The 14,886-nt window shown below is 71.1% G+C and carries 13 protein-coding genes and 1 tRNA gene; 5 read left to right on the forward strand and 9 right to left on the reverse strand.

Going from position 1 to position 14,886, the window contains the following annotated elements; genetic code table 11:
• Positions 1-135 precede the first annotated feature (135 nt).
• Positions 136-2,412 carry an NAD-dependent DNA ligase LigA gene (ligA, locus tag AC07TY_RS09105; protein ID WP_494785113.1) on the reverse strand — a complete coding sequence of 759 codons (2,277 nt, stop codon included), beginning with the start codon at positions 2,410-2,412 and terminating at the stop codon, positions 136-138.
• A gap of 18 nt (positions 2,413-2,430) precedes the next feature.
• A complete protein-coding gene (mnmA, locus tag AC07TY_RS09110; RefSeq protein WP_494785114.1) occupies positions 2,431-3,555 on the reverse strand; it encodes a tRNA 2-thiouridine(34) synthase MnmA in 1,125 nt (374 codons plus the stop codon).
• 56 nt (positions 3,556-3,611) lie between these two features.
• Here mnmA and AC07TY_RS09115 point away from each other — a divergent pair, with 56 nt between their 5' ends.
• Together AC07TY_RS09115 and AC07TY_RS09120 are read left to right on the forward strand one after the other, a co-directional pair.
• Positions 3,612-4,871 carry an MFS transporter gene (locus AC07TY_RS09115; protein WP_494785115.1) on the forward strand — a complete coding sequence of 420 codons (1,260 nt, stop codon included), beginning with the start codon at positions 3,612-3,614 and terminating at the stop codon, positions 4,869-4,871.
• A 33-nt stretch (positions 4,872-4,904) separates the two neighbouring features.
• Positions 4,905-4,989 (forward strand) — tRNA-Leu (locus AC07TY_RS09120).
• A gap of 52 nt (positions 4,990-5,041) precedes the next feature.
• On the opposite strand, the gene AC07TY_RS09125 is transcribed toward AC07TY_RS09120, so the two are convergent.
• Positions 5,042-5,824: a hypothetical protein gene (locus AC07TY_RS09125; protein ID WP_494785116.1), complete on the reverse strand. Its 783-nt coding sequence runs from the start codon at positions 5,822-5,824 to the stop codon at positions 5,042-5,044.
• A gap of 250 nt (positions 5,825-6,074) precedes the next feature.
• Here AC07TY_RS09125 and AC07TY_RS09130 point away from each other — a divergent pair, with 250 nt between their 5' ends.
• The gene (locus AC07TY_RS09130) at positions 6,075-6,776 is read left to right on the forward strand and encodes a DedA family protein (RefSeq protein WP_494785117.1); all 702 of its coding nucleotides are present in this window, start codon (positions 6,075-6,077) and stop codon (positions 6,774-6,776) included.
• Positions 6,777-7,377: 601 nt separating this feature from the next.
• Here the strand turns inward: AC07TY_RS09130 and AC07TY_RS09135 are convergent.
• The 3 genes from AC07TY_RS09135 to murI are packed head-to-tail and all read right to left on the reverse strand — an operon-like array spanning position 7,378 to position 9,610.
• On the reverse strand, positions 7,378-8,016 hold the full coding sequence (locus tag AC07TY_RS09135; protein WP_494785118.1) for a non-canonical purine NTP pyrophosphatase: 639 nt from the start codon (positions 8,014-8,016) through the stop codon (positions 7,378-7,380).
• A gap of 2 nt (positions 8,017-8,018) precedes the next feature.
• Positions 8,019-8,747 (reverse strand): ribonuclease PH, encoded by a 729-nt coding sequence (gene rph / locus AC07TY_RS09140; RefSeq protein WP_488625789.1) that lies wholly within the window; start codon positions 8,745-8,747, stop codon positions 8,019-8,021.
• On the reverse strand, positions 8,744-9,610 hold the full coding sequence (gene murI, locus AC07TY_RS09145) for a glutamate racemase (protein WP_494785119.1): 867 nt from the start codon (positions 9,608-9,610) through the stop codon (positions 8,744-8,746). The genes rph and murI overlap by 4 nt, the downstream gene beginning before the upstream one ends.
• A gap of 82 nt (positions 9,611-9,692) precedes the next feature.
• On the opposite strand from murI, the gene AC07TY_RS09150 reads away from it, so the two are divergent.
• Positions 9,693-10,943, forward strand: coding sequence for a nicotinate phosphoribosyltransferase (locus AC07TY_RS09150; RefSeq protein ID WP_494785431.1), 1,251 nt, complete (start codon positions 9,693-9,695; stop codon positions 10,941-10,943).
• Positions 10,944-10,947: 4 nt separating this feature from the next.
• Here the strand turns inward: AC07TY_RS09150 and AC07TY_RS09155 are convergent, their stop codons facing one another.
• From AC07TY_RS09155 to AC07TY_RS09165, 3 genes are all read right to left on the reverse strand, one after another.
• The gene (locus AC07TY_RS09155; protein WP_123506521.1) at positions 10,948-11,223 is read right to left on the reverse strand and encodes a DUF3039 domain-containing protein; all 276 of its coding nucleotides are present in this window, start codon (positions 11,221-11,223) and stop codon (positions 10,948-10,950) included.
• 92 nt (positions 11,224-11,315) lie between these two features.
• On the reverse strand, positions 11,316-12,881 hold the full coding sequence (locus tag AC07TY_RS09160; RefSeq protein ID WP_494785120.1) for a hypothetical protein: 1,566 nt from the start codon (positions 12,879-12,881) through the stop codon (positions 11,316-11,318).
• Positions 12,857-13,891 carry an ABC transporter ATP-binding protein gene (locus AC07TY_RS09165; protein ID WP_494785121.1) on the reverse strand — a complete coding sequence of 345 codons (1,035 nt, stop codon included), beginning with the start codon at positions 13,889-13,891 and terminating at the stop codon, positions 12,857-12,859. The genes AC07TY_RS09160 and AC07TY_RS09165 overlap by 25 nt, the downstream gene beginning before the upstream one ends.
• 264 nt (positions 13,892-14,155) lie before the next feature.
• Here AC07TY_RS09165 and AC07TY_RS09170 point away from each other — a divergent pair, with 264 nt between their 5' ends.
• Positions 14,156-14,848 carry a phosphocholine cytidylyltransferase family protein gene (locus tag AC07TY_RS09170; protein WP_123506158.1) on the forward strand — a complete coding sequence of 231 codons (693 nt, stop codon included), beginning with the start codon at positions 14,156-14,158 and terminating at the stop codon, positions 14,846-14,848.
• Positions 14,849-14,886: the final 38 nt, after the last annotated feature.

Consider the following 14,886-nt stretch of genomic DNA (forward strand, 5'->3'; position numbering starts at 1 on the left):
GCTGCGGCAAAGAACAGCACGTCGGGGTTCCCCTACTAGCGCACCTGGGTCCCGTACCCCTACAGACGAGATCGATGCGCTAGCACACATCCTAGGAGGCCCGCTGACCGGTTGACCAGTGATGGGCCGAATTCATCAGGAATCGTCCCCCGAAATGGGGGCCGCTTCGTCCCCCTCACTGGGGGCAGTGAGGGCGCTCGGCCCGACAGTGACGAGGAGTGCGAATTCTGCCGCGTCGATGATCCGTACCCCGAGGGCTTCGGCCTTCGTGAGCTTCGATCCGGCCCCCGGTCCGGCCGCGACGTAGTCGGTCTTCTTGCTGACGCTGTTGCCGGCCTTGCCGCCGGCGGCGAGGATGGCCTCCTGCGCGCCCTCGCGGCTGTAGCCCTCGAGCGAGCCGGTGGCCACGACAGTGAGCCCGGCGAGGACTCCCCCGGCCGCTTCGGCGGCACCCGGACCCGGGTGGCCGGGCGTCGCGAACTGCACGCCGGCGGCTGTCCAGCGGTCGATGATCTCGACGTGCCAGTCGACCTCGAACCAGGCGAGGAGGGCATCGGCGATGATGCCGCCGACCCCGTCGACGGCGGCGAGCTCGTCGCGCGACGCGGCGCGGATGGCGTCGAGCGAGCCGAAGTAGTCGGCGAGCGCTCGCGCCGCCACCGGACCGACATGGCGGATGCTGAGCCCGACGAGGAACCGCCAGAGCGGGCTCGTCTTCGCCTTCTCGAGGTTCTCGAGGAGCAGCTCGGCCCGCTTCGACGGCGTCGGCGATCCGTCGTTCTGGAGCTTGGCGATGCGGAACGGCGACATCACCTTCGGCTTGCCGTCGTCTTCGAGCTTCTCCATGCCCGTCTCGGAGTCGCGCACGATGACGCGGATCGGCAGGATGTCGTCGATCGTCAGGTCGAACAGACCGGCCTCGGTGACGACCGGCGGCTCTTTCGGCTCGAGCGGCTGCGTGAGCGCGGCCGCGGCGACCTCGCCGAGGCCCTCGATGTCGAGCGAACCCCGAGAGGCGATGTGCTCGACGCGACCGCGGACCTGCGCCGGGCAGCTCTTGCTGTTCGGGCAGCGGAGGTCGATGTCTCCCTCCTTGGCCGGAGCGAGCTTCGTGCCGCACTCCGGGCAGTTCTCGGGCATGACGAACTCGCGCTCGGTGCCGTCGCGGAGCTCGACGACCGGGCCGAGCACCTCGGGGATCACGTCGCCCGCCTTGCGGAGCACGACGGTGTCGCCGATCAGCACGCCCTTCGCCTTGACGACCTGCTGGTTGTGCAGGGTCGCCTGGCGCACCTCGGAGCCCGCTACCTCCACCTTCTCCATGACGGCGAACGGCGTCGCGCGACCGGTGCGTCCGACGCTGACGATGATGTCGAGGAGCTTGGTGTTGACCTCTTCGGGCGGGTACTTGAAGGCTGTCGCCCAGCGCGGGGCGCGGCTGGTGGCGCCGAGCTCTTCGTGCAGGCCGAGGTCGTCGACCTTGATGACGATGCCGTCGATCTGGTGCTCGACCGAGGCGCGCTGCTCGCCGTAGCGCGTGATGAATCTCTCGACCTCGTCGATCGTGTCGAACACCCGGAAGTGCGTCGAGATCGGCAGGCCCCACGAGCCGAGCAGGCCGTAGATCTCGGACTGGCTCGTCACCTCCGTCGAGGCCTCGAGCTCGCGGACCGGCCAGGCGCCGATGCCGTGCACGAGCATCCGCAGGCCCGTGAGGCGCCGGACCATCAGCGCCTTCTTCTCGACGCTCTTGCCCTCCTCCTTCTGGCGGAGGGAGCCGGCTGCGGCGTTGCGCGGGTTGGCGAAGAGCCGCTCGCCGGCGTCCCGCTGCGCGGCGTTGAGCGCGTCGAACTCGGCGACCGGGAAGAAGATCTCGCCCCGCACCTCGACGAGGGGCGGGTGGCCGGTGCCCTTCAGGCGCTCGGGGATCGTGCCCATCGTGAGCACGTTGCCGGTGACGTCCTCCCCCACGACGCCGTCGCCACGCGTCGCCGCGGTGATGAGCACTCCGTTCTCGTACCGGAGGTTGATGGCGAGACCGTCGATCTTGAGCTCGGAGAGGAATCGCACCGTGCCGGCACCGGCGTCACGCTCGACCTTGCCGGCCCACTCGCGCAGCTCGTCGAAGTCGAAGACGTTGTCGAGGCTCAGCATGCGCTCGGCGTGCTGCACGGGGGCGAACTGCGTCGTCTCGGCACGGCCGCCGACCGTCTGGGTGGGGCTGTCGGGCGACTGCAGCTCGGGGTGCTCGCGTTCGAGCTCGTCGAGGCGCCGCACCAGAGCGTCGTACTCGGAGTCGGCGACCGTCGACGCGTTGCCCTCGTAGTACTGGTCGCGGAGCCCGAGGATCCGGGTGGTCAGCGCCTGCGCCTCGTCGCGTGCCGCCTCGAGAGTGGTGTCGGAGGTGGTCATGCGGGGCTCCTCGGAGAGTTATGCGGGGATGGGAACAGGCACCGCGCTGATGGTGCGGTCGATCGTGCACTGCCCGAGCACTCGCGTGCCCAGGTACACGACCGCGGTCTGACCGGGCGCGACGCCGTTGAAGGGCTCGTGCGGGGTGATGACCAACTCTGTTCTATCGCCATCCACCGACACTCGCGCAACCGCGGGGACCGGATCGGCGTGCGCGCGGATCTGCACGTCGCAGTCGAACACCTCGGTCGGGTCGAGCGGCGCGAGGCCTGCCCACGAGAACTTCTCGCCGGCGATCTCGGCGATGTCGAGAGCCTCCTTGGGCCCGACGACGACCGCGTTGTCTTTCGGACGCACCTCGAGCACGAAGCGGGGCTTGCCGTCGTCTGACGGGAAGCCGATCTTGAGGCCCTTGCGCTGGCCCACGGTGAACGCGTGAGCCCCCTCGTGCGTGCCGACGACGGCACCCGTGCGATCCAGGATCTCGCCCTGCGCGGCGCCGACGCGCTCAGCCAGCCAGCCGCGGGTGTCGCCGTCGGGGATGAAGCAGATGTCGTGGCTGTCGGGCTTCTGGGCCACCGTGAAGCCGCGGGCGGCCGCCTCGGCGCGCACCTCCGCCTTCGACGGGGTCGCGCCCAGCGGGAACATCGAGTGGTCGATCTGCTCCTTGGTCAGCACGCCCAGGACGTACGACTGGTCTTTCGCCCAGGCGCTTGCCCGGTGGAGCTCCTTGTTGCCGTCGGCGTCGGCGACGATCGAGGCGTAGTGACCGGTCGCCACCGCGTCGAAGCCGAGGGCGATCGCCTTCTCGAGGAGGGCGGCGAACTTGATCTTCTCGTTGCAGCGCATGCACGGGTTCGGCGTGCGGCCCGCTGAGTACTCGGCGACGAAGTCGTCGACGACGTCGAGCTTGAAGCGCTCCGAGAAGTCCCACACGTAGTACGGGATGCCGATCATGTTGGCGGCGCGCTGGGCGTCCATCGAGTCCTCGATGGTGCAGCAGCCGCGGCTGCCGGTGCGGAGCGTGCCCGGCATCCGGCTGAGCGCCAGGTGCACGCCGACGACGTCGTGGCCGGCATCGACGGCCCGGGCTGCCGCCACGGCGGAGTCGACGCCGCCGCTCATCGCTGCCAGAACCTTCATGTGCTCCAGTGTAAACGCGCGATTCCGCGCTCGAGTCGGGTCTAGGCTCCAAAGCGATGACTCAGCAGACCGCCTCCTTCTCGATGCGGTCCGTCGCACTCTCCGCGTTCCTGCCCGCCGCGCTCTTCGCGATCGGCGAGGGCGCCATCATCCCGATCATCCCGGTCGCCAGCGACAACCTCGGCGCGACCCTGGCCCTGTCGGCGTTCGTGGCCTCGCTGATCCTCGTCGGCGAGCTCATCGGCGACATCCCCAGCGGCTGGCTCGTCTCGCGGGTCGGCGAGCGCCGGGCCATGATCGGCGCGGCCCTGGTGAGCGTGATCGGGCTGGTCGTCTGCCTGGTGTCGCCGAACTTCGTCGTGCTCGCGATCGGGGTCTTCCTGATCGGCCTCTCGACCGCGGTGTTCGCGCTGGCGCGGCACGCGTTCATGACGTCGTTCGTGCCGCCCGAGATCCGCGCCCGGGCGCTGTCGAGCCTCGGCGGCGTCTTCCGTCTGGGCTACTTCGTCGGGCCCTTCCTGTCGGCGGGCCTGATCCACCTGACCGGCTCGGTGCAGTCGGCGTTCTGGATCCACATCGTCGGGTGCCTCTCGGCCGCCGCCGTGCTGCTGTTCATCAAGGATCCCGCGTCGAAGCTCGCGAGGCCGACGCCCCGCGCCCCGCACGCCGAGACCCCCGGCGAGCAGGAGGTGCGCCGCGAGGCCCAAGGGCTGTTCGCGACGCTGGTGAAGTACCGCGGCGTGCTGGTGAAGCTCGGGAGCGGCGCAGCACTGATCGGGGCCATGCGCGCCGGGCGCCAGGTGATCCTGCCGCTGTGGGCCGTCTCGATCGGGATCGGGTCGAGCGAGACCGCCCTCATCATCGGCATCGCCGGCGCCATCGACTTCGGCCTCTTCTACACGAGCGGCCAGATCATGGACCGCTGGGGCCGCATGTGGAGCGCCATGCCCTGCATGGTGGGCCTCGGCATCTCGTACGTCGTGCTGTCGTTCACCCACGCGCTGCCGACGAACGTCGCCTGGTTCGTCGGGGTCGCGATGTTCATGTCGGTGGCGAACGGCGTCGGCTCGGGCATCCTCATGACGCTCGGTGCCGATCTCGCCGACAAGTCCGACCCCGCGCCGTTCCTCGGCGCCTGGCGGTTCACGGGCGACTTCGGCAGCGCCGCCGCTCCCCTGCTCATCTCGGGCATCACCGCGATTGCGACGATCTCGCTCGCGTCGGGCGTGATGGGCGTCCTCGGCTTCGTCGGGGCCGCGATCCTGCTGCGGTACGTGCCCCGGTACTCGCCCCACCAGCCGCACCTGAAGCGCTAGCCGGCGCCGGTCGCGGCTAGGATTGCCAGGCCCGCGGGAGTGGTGGAATTGGCAGACACGCAGGATTTAGGTTCCTGTGCTTTCGAGCGTGAGGGTTCAAGTCCCTTCTCCCGCACCAGGTAGGCAGTTCTCGCACTGAGGTGGCAGTTCCCGTCCGGTTCCCGTCGCGGCTAGCCGCCGACACCCGGGGCGAAGCTCCCATCGGGCAGCCACGTGATGCTGCCGGGCTGGCCGTCGGTCGTCCAGTCGACCGTGAGACCGCTCGCCGGGAAGTACTGCTCCGAGACGCAGGCCGACGACAGCGAGTTGCCGTGGACGACCACCAGGCAGTCGTAGTTCGACGTGTCCTTCGCGAGGTAGTAGCGCACGCCGGCCGAGTCGTCGGTGATGCCGACGCTGCGGAACGACGTCTTCACAAGCGTCCCCGGGATGTCGATCTTCGGCACGTCGAGGTTCGACTGCGGGGTGTCGTACCAGTCCGAGAAGTCGGCCTTCGGCAGCTGCGTCTGCACCGCCCGCAGGTTTCTCTCGGCGGCTGTGACTCTGGCGGCCTGCGCGTCGGCCGCCGTCCGATGCTGGCCGAGTGACAGCCCGACCCCGAATCCCGCCAGCAGGAACGCGGCAGCCCCGGCGACCAGAACCAGTCTCCGGCGCTTCGGCCTCCTCGCGCCGGGCCCCGCCCCGGGCGGCTGCTCCGTGGGCGCGGCTGCAACCGGATCGGCCTCGGCCGTCTGCCCGGCCTCCGCCGTTGGCGATGCCGCCGCCGCCCGCTCCGCCGCTGCCGCTCGCTCCGCCGCTGCGCGCTCCGCCGCCGCTGCCCGCTCCACCGCCGCCGACCGCTCGGCCTCCACGCCGTCGAACCGGGCCAGCGCCTGTCGGTCCTCGCGCGTCGCCTCCGGCCCGAACGCCCGCTCCACCAGTCGTGTGCGCTCGTCCTGTCGTCCGTCGTCCATCGCGACCCCCTCGTCGTCCCCGATCCTAGGTCGCCCGCGGCCGCGTCTCCGCGCCGACGGGGCCGCGCCGACGTGCCGAGGGGACCGCTGCGTCTCGAAGCAGGGGACTGCTCCGTCCCGCGCAGGGGCGATGGCCCCCGCGGACTGGGTGGCTACCCCCAGAGAACCGCTCACGTCCGTCGGTTACGCTGGCACCGATCACGAAGCTCGCACTCAGTCGGCTCCGGGTCGCTTCCCTGGAGAAACACCGATGCTCCCGCTCGCAGCAATTCCCTTCCTCGATCCCGAGGCCCTCATCCACGCCTTCGGGCCGTGGGCCGTGCTCGGAATCTGCGCGATCATCTTCGCCGAGACGGGCCTGCTCATCGGCTTCATCTTCCCGGGCGACACTCTGCTCATCCTCGCCGGCGTCATCGCGGCCAAAGACAGCTACGGCCTCGGCATGCCGATCGTGCTGATCGCGTTCTTCATCGCCATCGCGGCGTTCCTCGGCGGCGAGCTCGGCTACCTCATCGGGCACAAGGTGGGCCCGCGCATCTTCGAGCGCAAAGACAGCGGCATCTTCTCGTCCGAGAACGTGAAGAAGACGAACCAGTTCTTCGAGCGGTTCGGCTCGGGCGCGGTCATCTTGGCCCGGTTCGTGCCAGGGATCCGCACGTTCCTGCCCATCGCCGCGGGTGTGGCGCACATGCGCTACAAGAAGTACTCGCTGTTCAACGCCATCGGCGCCGTCGCCTGGGGCTTCGGCATCACGATGATCGGCTACGGCATCGGGCACATCCCGCCGGTGGCCACGTTCGTCGAGAACTACATCGACATCATCCTGCTCGGAGCCGTCGTCCTGACCGTCGTGCCGGTGCTCGTGAAGGTGCTCAGCACGTCGCGCAAGGCGAAGAAGGCCGAGGCGGAGTCGTCCACGCCGGCTAACGGCGAGGCGCGCACCCAGCCGTAGGGGCTTCGGCGGCCGTCCCGCTCGGCCCAGGGCCCGGGGCGCCCGCGCCCGCCCGTGCCGGCCGCGAGGTAGCCGTAGCTGTCGCGCCAGCACACCCCGCCCGACGCCGCCGGCCATCTCGCGGACGCACGGCGCGGCGGCCCCGAGGCCCGGCGGCCCCGACGCCCCGGCGCCACCCTCGAGGTGGCCGCGCCCGTCACACCGACCCGCCGGGCCCGACGGCCAGGGCCATCTCGCCGTCAAGAGGCCACGCGGCGCGCCCACGGGCCGCCACGTGGCCCGGCGGCCTGAGGCAGACGGCCGGGCGGCCCGGAGGCGGTTGGCCGGGCGGCCGCGAAGTGGGCGGCCGGGGCCACGAGGTGGCCGCGCCCGTCACACCGACCCGCCGGGCCCGACGGCGAGGGCCATCTCGCCGGTGAGGGGCCGCACGACGCCCAGCATCCGCACTCGGGACGCCGCATGGCCCGTCGGCCGAATGAGACGGCCGGGCGGCTGCGAAGTGGGCGGCCGGGGGCCGCGAGGTGGCCGCGCACGTCGCACCGGCCCGCGCGGCCCGACGGCGAGGGCCATCTCGCGGACGAGGCGCGCCGGCGCCGGCGCGCTACGTGCCCAAAGCGGCGCGCAGGCGCGGCGCCAGCGCCCGGAACGCCTGCGACCGGTGGCTCGTGGCGTCCTTCTCGGCGACCGACAGCTCGGCGGCCGAGCCGGGCGCGCCGTCGGGGTGGAAGATCGGGTCGTACCCGAAGCCGCCGGCTCCGGCGGGGGCGTCGAGCACGGTGCCACGCCACTCGGCGAGCTCGACGAGCTCGGTCGACTCGGCCGCGACGGCCGGACCGTCGGGCCCGACGGCTCCGTCGCGCGGGGGCACTACGAGAGCGGCGGCGCAGACGAACGTCGCGCCGCGAGCCGAGTCGGGCCCCACCGCAGCCAGGTTGGCGAGGAGCAGGTTGAGGTTGTCGGTGTCGTCGCGAGTTCCTGCGTAGCGGGCCGAGTGGATGCCGGGGGCGCCGTCGAGGGCGTCGACCGAGATTCCGGAGTCGTCGGCCAGCGACGGGAGCCCCGTGTGCGCTGCGGCCGCACGGGCCTTGATCAGCGCGTTGCCCTCGAACGTGTCGGCGTCTTCGACCGGCTCGGGCCCGTCGTAGGCGACCAGCTCGATCCCCTCGAGGGCGTCACCGAGGATGCGGCGGAGCTCGTCGACCTTGTGAGCGTTGTGGGTGGCGAGGACGACGCGCTGCACGGTCAGAGGCCCAGGGTCTCGCGCTGGATGCGGGAGAGGTCGACGGCGCCGCCGAGGGCGAGGTCGAGCAGCGAGTTCAGCTCGTCGCGGTCGAACGGCGCGCCCTCAGCCGTGCCCTGGACCTCGACGAACTTGCCCGAGCCCGTGACGACGACGTTCATGTCGGTCTCGGCGCGGACGTCTTCGACGTAGGCCAGGTCGAGCATCGGCACACCGTCGATGATGCCGACCGAGACGGCCGAGACGCTGTCGCTGAGGGGCGTCGCCTTCTGCGCGATGAACTTGCTAGCGCGGCCCCACTCGATGGCCTCGGCGAGCGCGACGTAGGCGCCGGTGATCGCCGCGGTTCGCGTGCCGCCGTCGGCCTGCAGCACGTCGCAGTCGAGCACGATGGTGTTCTCGCCGAGCGCCTTCATGTCGACGACGGCACGGAGGCTGCGGCCGATGAGGCGCGAGATCTCGTGCGTGCGGCCGCCGATCTTGCCCTTGACGCTCTCGCGGTCGTTGCGCGAGTTCGTGGCGCGGGGCAGCATCGCGTACTCGGCGGTGACCCAGCCCTTGCCCTTGCCGGTCAGCCACCGCGGCACGCCGTTCGTGAAGGACGCGGTGCAGAGCACCTTGGTGTCGCCGAAGCTGACGAGCGCGCTGCCCTCGGCCTGGCTCGACCAGCCCTTCTCGATGGTGACCTCGCGGAGCTGGTCGTTCTGTCGTCCGTCGGCGCGTTCGGTCATGGGGTGCTCTCCTTGGTTCTCGTCACCCGGAAGCCCGGGGGAAGGTCGATCGTGCCGGTCTCGAGGTGGCTCACTGTCGCCACCTCGGGGCCGAGGAATCTCTTGGCCAGGCGGATGAAGCCCTGCTGATCGGGGCCGGTCGCCTGGAAGTCGTAGGTGGGCGCACGGGCCGAGCGGCGCTCGAGCTCGTGCGCGACGAGGGTCGAGTAGACGTCGTTCGCCGTCTCTTCGGCACTGGAGACGAGCGTGACGCCGGGGCCCATGACGTACTGGATGGCCGCAGACATCAGCGGGTAGTGGGTGCAGCCGAGCACGAGCGTGTCGACGCGGGCGTCGCGGAGCGGAGCGAGGTACTCCTCGGCGACGGCTCGCAGCTCCGGGCTGGAGGTGTCGCCGGCCTCGACGAACTCGACGAACCGGGGGCAGGCCTGCGTGAAGAGGGTGAGGTCGGGGGCGGCGGCGAAGGCGTCTTCGTAGGCGCGCGAGTTGATGGTGCCCTCGGTGCCGATGACGCCGACCCGCTTCGAGCGCGTCTGCTTCATCGCGGCGCGGACGGCGGGCTGGATGACCTCGACGACGGGGATCCCGTGCGCCCCGGTGTAGCGCTCGCGCGCGTCGCGGAGCACGGCCGACGAGGCGGTGTTGCAGGCGATGACGAGGGCCTTGACGCCCTGCGCGACGAGGTCGTCCATGACGGCGAGCGCATACTCGCGGACGGCCGCGATCGGCTTGGGGCCGTAGGGCGAGTGCTGGGTGTCGCCGACGTAGAGGATCGACTCGCGCGGAAGCTGGTCGATGATAGCCCGCGACACCGTCAGGCCGCCGACGCCTGAGTCGAAGACTCCGATTGGTGCGTCCGTCACGATCGTCAAGCCTACCCGGGCCGGGCGGGCCTAGGCTGGCGGCGTGACCAGCGCGCTGTTGACCGACCGGTACGAACTCACCATGCTCGAGGCGGGTCTCCGCGACGGGACGGCCCTCCGGCGGAGCGTGTTCGAGGTGTTCACCCGCCGCCTGCCACCGGGGCGACGGTACGGAGTGGTCGCAGGAACCGGCCGCTTCCTCGAAGAGCTCGGCCGCTTCCGCTTCGGCGAGCCCGAGCTGGAGTGGCTACGCGCCGGTGCCATCGTCGACTCGGCCACCATCGACTGGCTCGCCGACTACCGCTTCTCGGGCGACATCCACGGGTACCGCGAGGGCGAGGTGTTCTTTCCGAACTCGCCCATCCTCGTCGTCGAGTCCACCTTCGCCGAGGCGGTCCTGCTCGAGACCCTCGCGCTGAGCGTCTTCAACTACGACTCCGCGGTGGCCAGCGCCGCAGCGCGCATGGTGTCGGCCGCCGACGGGCGGCCTCTCGCGGAGATGGGCTCGCGCCGCACCGGCGAGTGGAGTGCCGTCGCCGCCGCGCGGGCCGCGTTCATCGCCGGATTCGGCGCCACGAGCAACCTCGAGGCCGGTCGGCACTGGGGCGTGCCTACGATGGGCACCGCGGCCCACGCGTTCACGCTGCTCTACGACACCGAGGAGGAGGCCTTCCGCTCGCAGGTGGCCGCCCTCGGCCCGTCGACGACGCTCCTCGTCGACACCTACGACATCGCGGCCGCGGTCGAGACGGCCGTGAAGGTCGCCGGCCCGGAGCTGGGCTCAGTGCGAATCGACTCGGGCGATCTGCCCTCGCTCGTGGCCGCCGTGCGCGCGCAGCTCGACTCGCTCGGCGCGACCGGCACGAAGATCACCGTCACCAACGACCTCGACGAGTTCACGATCGCCGCCCTACGCGCGGCTCCGGTCGACAGCTACGGCGTCGGCACGTCGGTCGTGACGGGCTCGGGCCATCCGGCTGCGTCGATGGTGTTCAAGCTCGTGGCGCACCAGGACGGCGCCGGCAGATGGGTGTCGGTCGGCAAGAAGTCGGCCGAGAAGGCGACAGTCGGCGGGCGCAAGTTCCCAGTGCGATCGCGACGCCGCGGGGTCGCGGCCGAGGAGATCCTGCGGGTCGGCTCGCAGGAGGTCGGCCCGTCGGAGCGGCCCCTGCTCGTGCCCCTGGTCACGGCCGGAGTGGTCGACGAGCGCTGGACCGGCCCGGGTGGAGTGCTGCTGGCACGCGAGCACCGCGAGGCCGCGATCGGCGAGCTGCCGGAGGCGGCTTTCAGCCTCGGTCGGGGCGAGGCGATCATCCCCACCCGTTACGAATGAAGGACTACTCCGACTTCATCTTCTCGTAGATGGCCTTGCAGCTCGGGCAGACCGGGAACTTCTCGGGGTCGCGGCCCGGCGTCCACTTCTTGCCGCAGAGCGCCTTGACGGGCTTGCCGCTCAGGGCCGACTCCATGATCTTGTTCTTGGGCACGTAGTGCGAGAAGCGCTCGTGATCGCCCGGCTCGATCGCCTCCTCGTTGAGGAGCTTCTCGAGTTCGCGGTCGAGCACGTCCGTGCCTCCGCCGATGCCGTCGCCCTGGAATCCCGTGTCGCTCATGGCCACCATGGTACGCCGAACCGGGCGGAGCACACCCGGGCGATCGCTGACAGCGCCCTGCCCGCCGAGGCGACCGGCTGCGCAGCCCTTCTCTAGCTGCGCAGCGCGAACGCCAGCAGCTCGGGCGCGCGGCGCGAGTAGACGGCCGAGCCGATCGCGACCCCGGCGACCAGGACGCCGACCCCGGTGAGGGTCCCGGCCCAGAACGCGGCGCCGACCAGGTCGGTGCGCCCCTCGACGGCGGCCATGACGGCGAGGATCCCCGTCGGGGCACTGAGCAGCGCCGCTCCGCCGATCATCAGCGACTGCGACCAGCCCGCAGCCGCGCCGGTGCTCTGCGGCTGCTGGAACGGGTCGTCGCCCGGCCGGACCGCAGCGTAGGGCAGTGCCGCCGACAGGATGCTCGCGAGGCCGAGGCCGGTGAGGAGCAGGGCGATCGCGACGCCGAACTCGGCTCCGAAGACGGCGATGTCGTCGTGCAGGACGACCGCGGCGAACGACCCGACGAGCGCAAGCGGCACGCCGATCACGAGCGCCGGCGCCAGGCGTCCGAGCCGGTCGGCGAGGCCCCGCGTGTTGGCCGACACGTGCATCCACAGCGCCGTGTTGTCGTACGCGACGTCGTTGTGCGGCAGGAAGCCCAGGATCAGGCACATCAGCGGCACCGGAGCCAGGGCGAGCATCCGCCAGTCCACCCCCGCGATCCCCAGCGGGATCACCAGCAGCGGCAGGAACGGCAGGATCACCAGCGACCAGCGGTAACGGGCGTCGCGGACCCAGTAGGTGAGGCTCCGTCCGGCGACGGCGCCGCTCGCGGTGCCGGGGAGCAGGTCGAACCAGCCCAGCCCAACGCGGTCGGCCGCCACCTCCGGAGCCGGAGGGCGACGGAGGCCGCGCTCGACGAGCGTGCGCCACGCCCACCACAGCAGACCCAGGGTCACGAGGGCGACGAGGAGGTCCGCGACCGCACGCCCGGTCTGACCCGAGGCGGCGTGTCCCGGCAGGGCGAGCGCCGCGCCGAAGGGCGTCCAGGCGAGACCGGAGGTGGCGACCCCCGATCCCCGGTATCCGCCGGGCAGGAGCACGCGCACGAGGTCGACGACGAGCGGGATGATGAGCAGCCCGACCACGACGCCGCCTGCGGCGAGGAAGTCGCGGGCCCGGCGGCCGGTGATCGAGGCGCTGACGGTCCCCGCGACGAGCGCCAGCAGCAGGGCGGTGGCTCCGGCGAGCACGGCGCCGAGGACGGCCAGCCAGGCGATGCCCGACCCCAGCCCGAACGAGCGGACGTAGCCCACCCCGAGGATCAGCAGGCAGAGGGCGGGGACGCCGAGAGCGGAGCCGAGGGCGAGGCCGACGGCCGCATGGTCGACGGGCGCGCCGTAGCCGTACAGGCGCCGCGGGTCGCCCCACGGCGGCCGCGACGACGCGAAGGGCGCTACGACGAAGCCCACGAGCAGCAGCGCGCCTCCCCCGACGACGAGCGCCTGGACCTCGCCGAGCGGGTCGTCCCGGAGGCGGCTGGTCAGCGTCGACACCGCGATGGACGCCAGGACGGCGACGAGCGCGGCCACGACGGCGGTGAACGCGGGTCGGAGGCCGAAGCGGAGGCGGTTCGCAGTTCCGGCGACCCTCAGTCGGAGAAGGAGTGCAACCATTCCATCCCCTCCGTGGCGGCCTGCCCGCCGGCCAGCTCGACGAAGCGCTCCTGCAGCGAGCGGCCCGCGCGGACGTCGTGCACCGTGCCCTGCGCGAGCACGTGCCCGTCGACGATGACCGCGACGCTGTCGCAGATGCGCTCGACGAGGTCCATGCTGTGGCTCGACAGCAGCACCGTGCCGCCCCCGCGGACGTACCGCTGCAGGATCTCGGTCACGGTCGCCGCCGACACCGGGTCGACCGACTCGAACGGCTCGTCGAGCACCAGCACACGCGGCGAGTGGATGATGGCCGCCGCGAGCGCGACCTTCTTGGTCATGCCGACGGAGTAGTCGCTGACGAGGCGCCCGAGTGCGTCCTGGAGGCCGAAGGCCTCCGCCAGGTCGGCGGAGCGCTTGCGCGCGGTCGCGCCGTCGAGCCCTCGGAGGGTGCCGGCGTAGTACAGGAACTGCGCGCCCGTGAGGCGGTCGAACAGGCGGAGGCGATCCGGCAGCACGCCGAGCGAACGCTTGGCCTGACGGGAGTCCTTGCTGCTCCAGACGTCGCTGCCGAGGATCTCGACCGTGCCGCTGTCGGGCCGGAGCAGCCCCGTCGCGATGGACAGAGTGGTGGTCTTGCCGGCGCCGTTCGGGCCGACGATGCCGTAGAACGTGCCGGCTCGGACCTCGAGGTCGAGGTTTTCGACAGCCACCGTCGAGCCGTAGCGCTTCCCGAGGCCGCGAATGGCGAGGACGACGGGGCCCTCGGGCGCCTTCGGGGGCTCGGGAACCACGACGGGCGCCTTCTTCCGCCCAGTCGCCGGCGGTTTGCGGGGGGCGGGTTTGCGAGTCGCAGTCGCCGCGGTCTTCCGAGCCGCCGGCGCGGCGGGCTTGCGGGCCGGCGGGCGCGGCGTCTGCGTGCGCGGCGTCGTTTTGCGCGCCGGCGTACCCCGATTCGCCTCCGCCTCGGCCTTCCCCTCGGCCTCGGGCGCGTCGATCACGGTGTCGTCACCGTCGTCGGCTTCTGTCACTTCGTCCCCTTGCCCGAAACGGCCGCCCTGAATGGCCGCTTCGTCGGACAACCGTACCAACCGTCCCCCGTCCCGGACGACGCGTCGTACCCCTGTGTCACGAATCCGGGGGTGTCACGAAAAGGACACGACTGGCTGACAATCCGCGATCTGCCAGGGGTTCCGGCGTATGGTGGCAACGCACACTGCCGTGCCACAGACGACCAACCCGGGGCATCTCGACGATGAACAGTCGATGAACAGCCTTCGAACGAGGAGACAACCGTGAGCACTCAGATCGTGATTCTCGCAGCCGGCATGGGCACGCGCCTCGGCCGCTCGCTGCCCAAGTGCCTGACCGAGCTCGCCGACGGCCGTACGATCATGCAGCAGCAGATGGAGAACATCCGCAGCGCGTTCGGCGCCGACGTGAAGATCACCGTCGTCGTCGGCTACAAGTACGAGCACATCGTCGAGGCCTTCCCGACCGCGAGCTTCGTCTACAACGAGCAGTACGACCAGACCAACACATCGAAGAGCCTGTTGCGCGCCCTGAAGGCGACCGGCTCCTCCAGCGTCGTGTGGATGAACGGCGACGTGGTCTTCGACCCGGCCGCGCTGAAGCGCGCCGCCCCGTACATCGCCTCCGACCAGTCGTTCGTCTCGGTCAACACCTCCAGCGTCTCCGACGAGGAGGTCAAGTACACGACCGACGCCGAGGGATTCATCGACGAGCTCTCCAAGCAGGTCAAGAACGGCCTCGGCGAGGCCGTCGGCATCAACTTCGTGTCGAAGCGCGACAAGGCCGACCTCGTCCGCCAGCTCGGCCGCGTCGACAACCAGGACTACTTCGAGCGCGGCATCGAGCTCGGCATCGAGCAGAACGGCCTCCGGTTCGTCCCGGTCGACATCTCCGACCTCTACGCTGTCGAGGTCGACTTCGCCGAAGATCTCGAGCGCGCCAACCTGTTCGTCTGACTCCGTCCGATGCGGGTTCCGCTCGGATCCCGGCGGGT

It is taken from the genome of Frondihabitans sp. GW821-FHT04F02 (genome assembly GCF_059420045.1).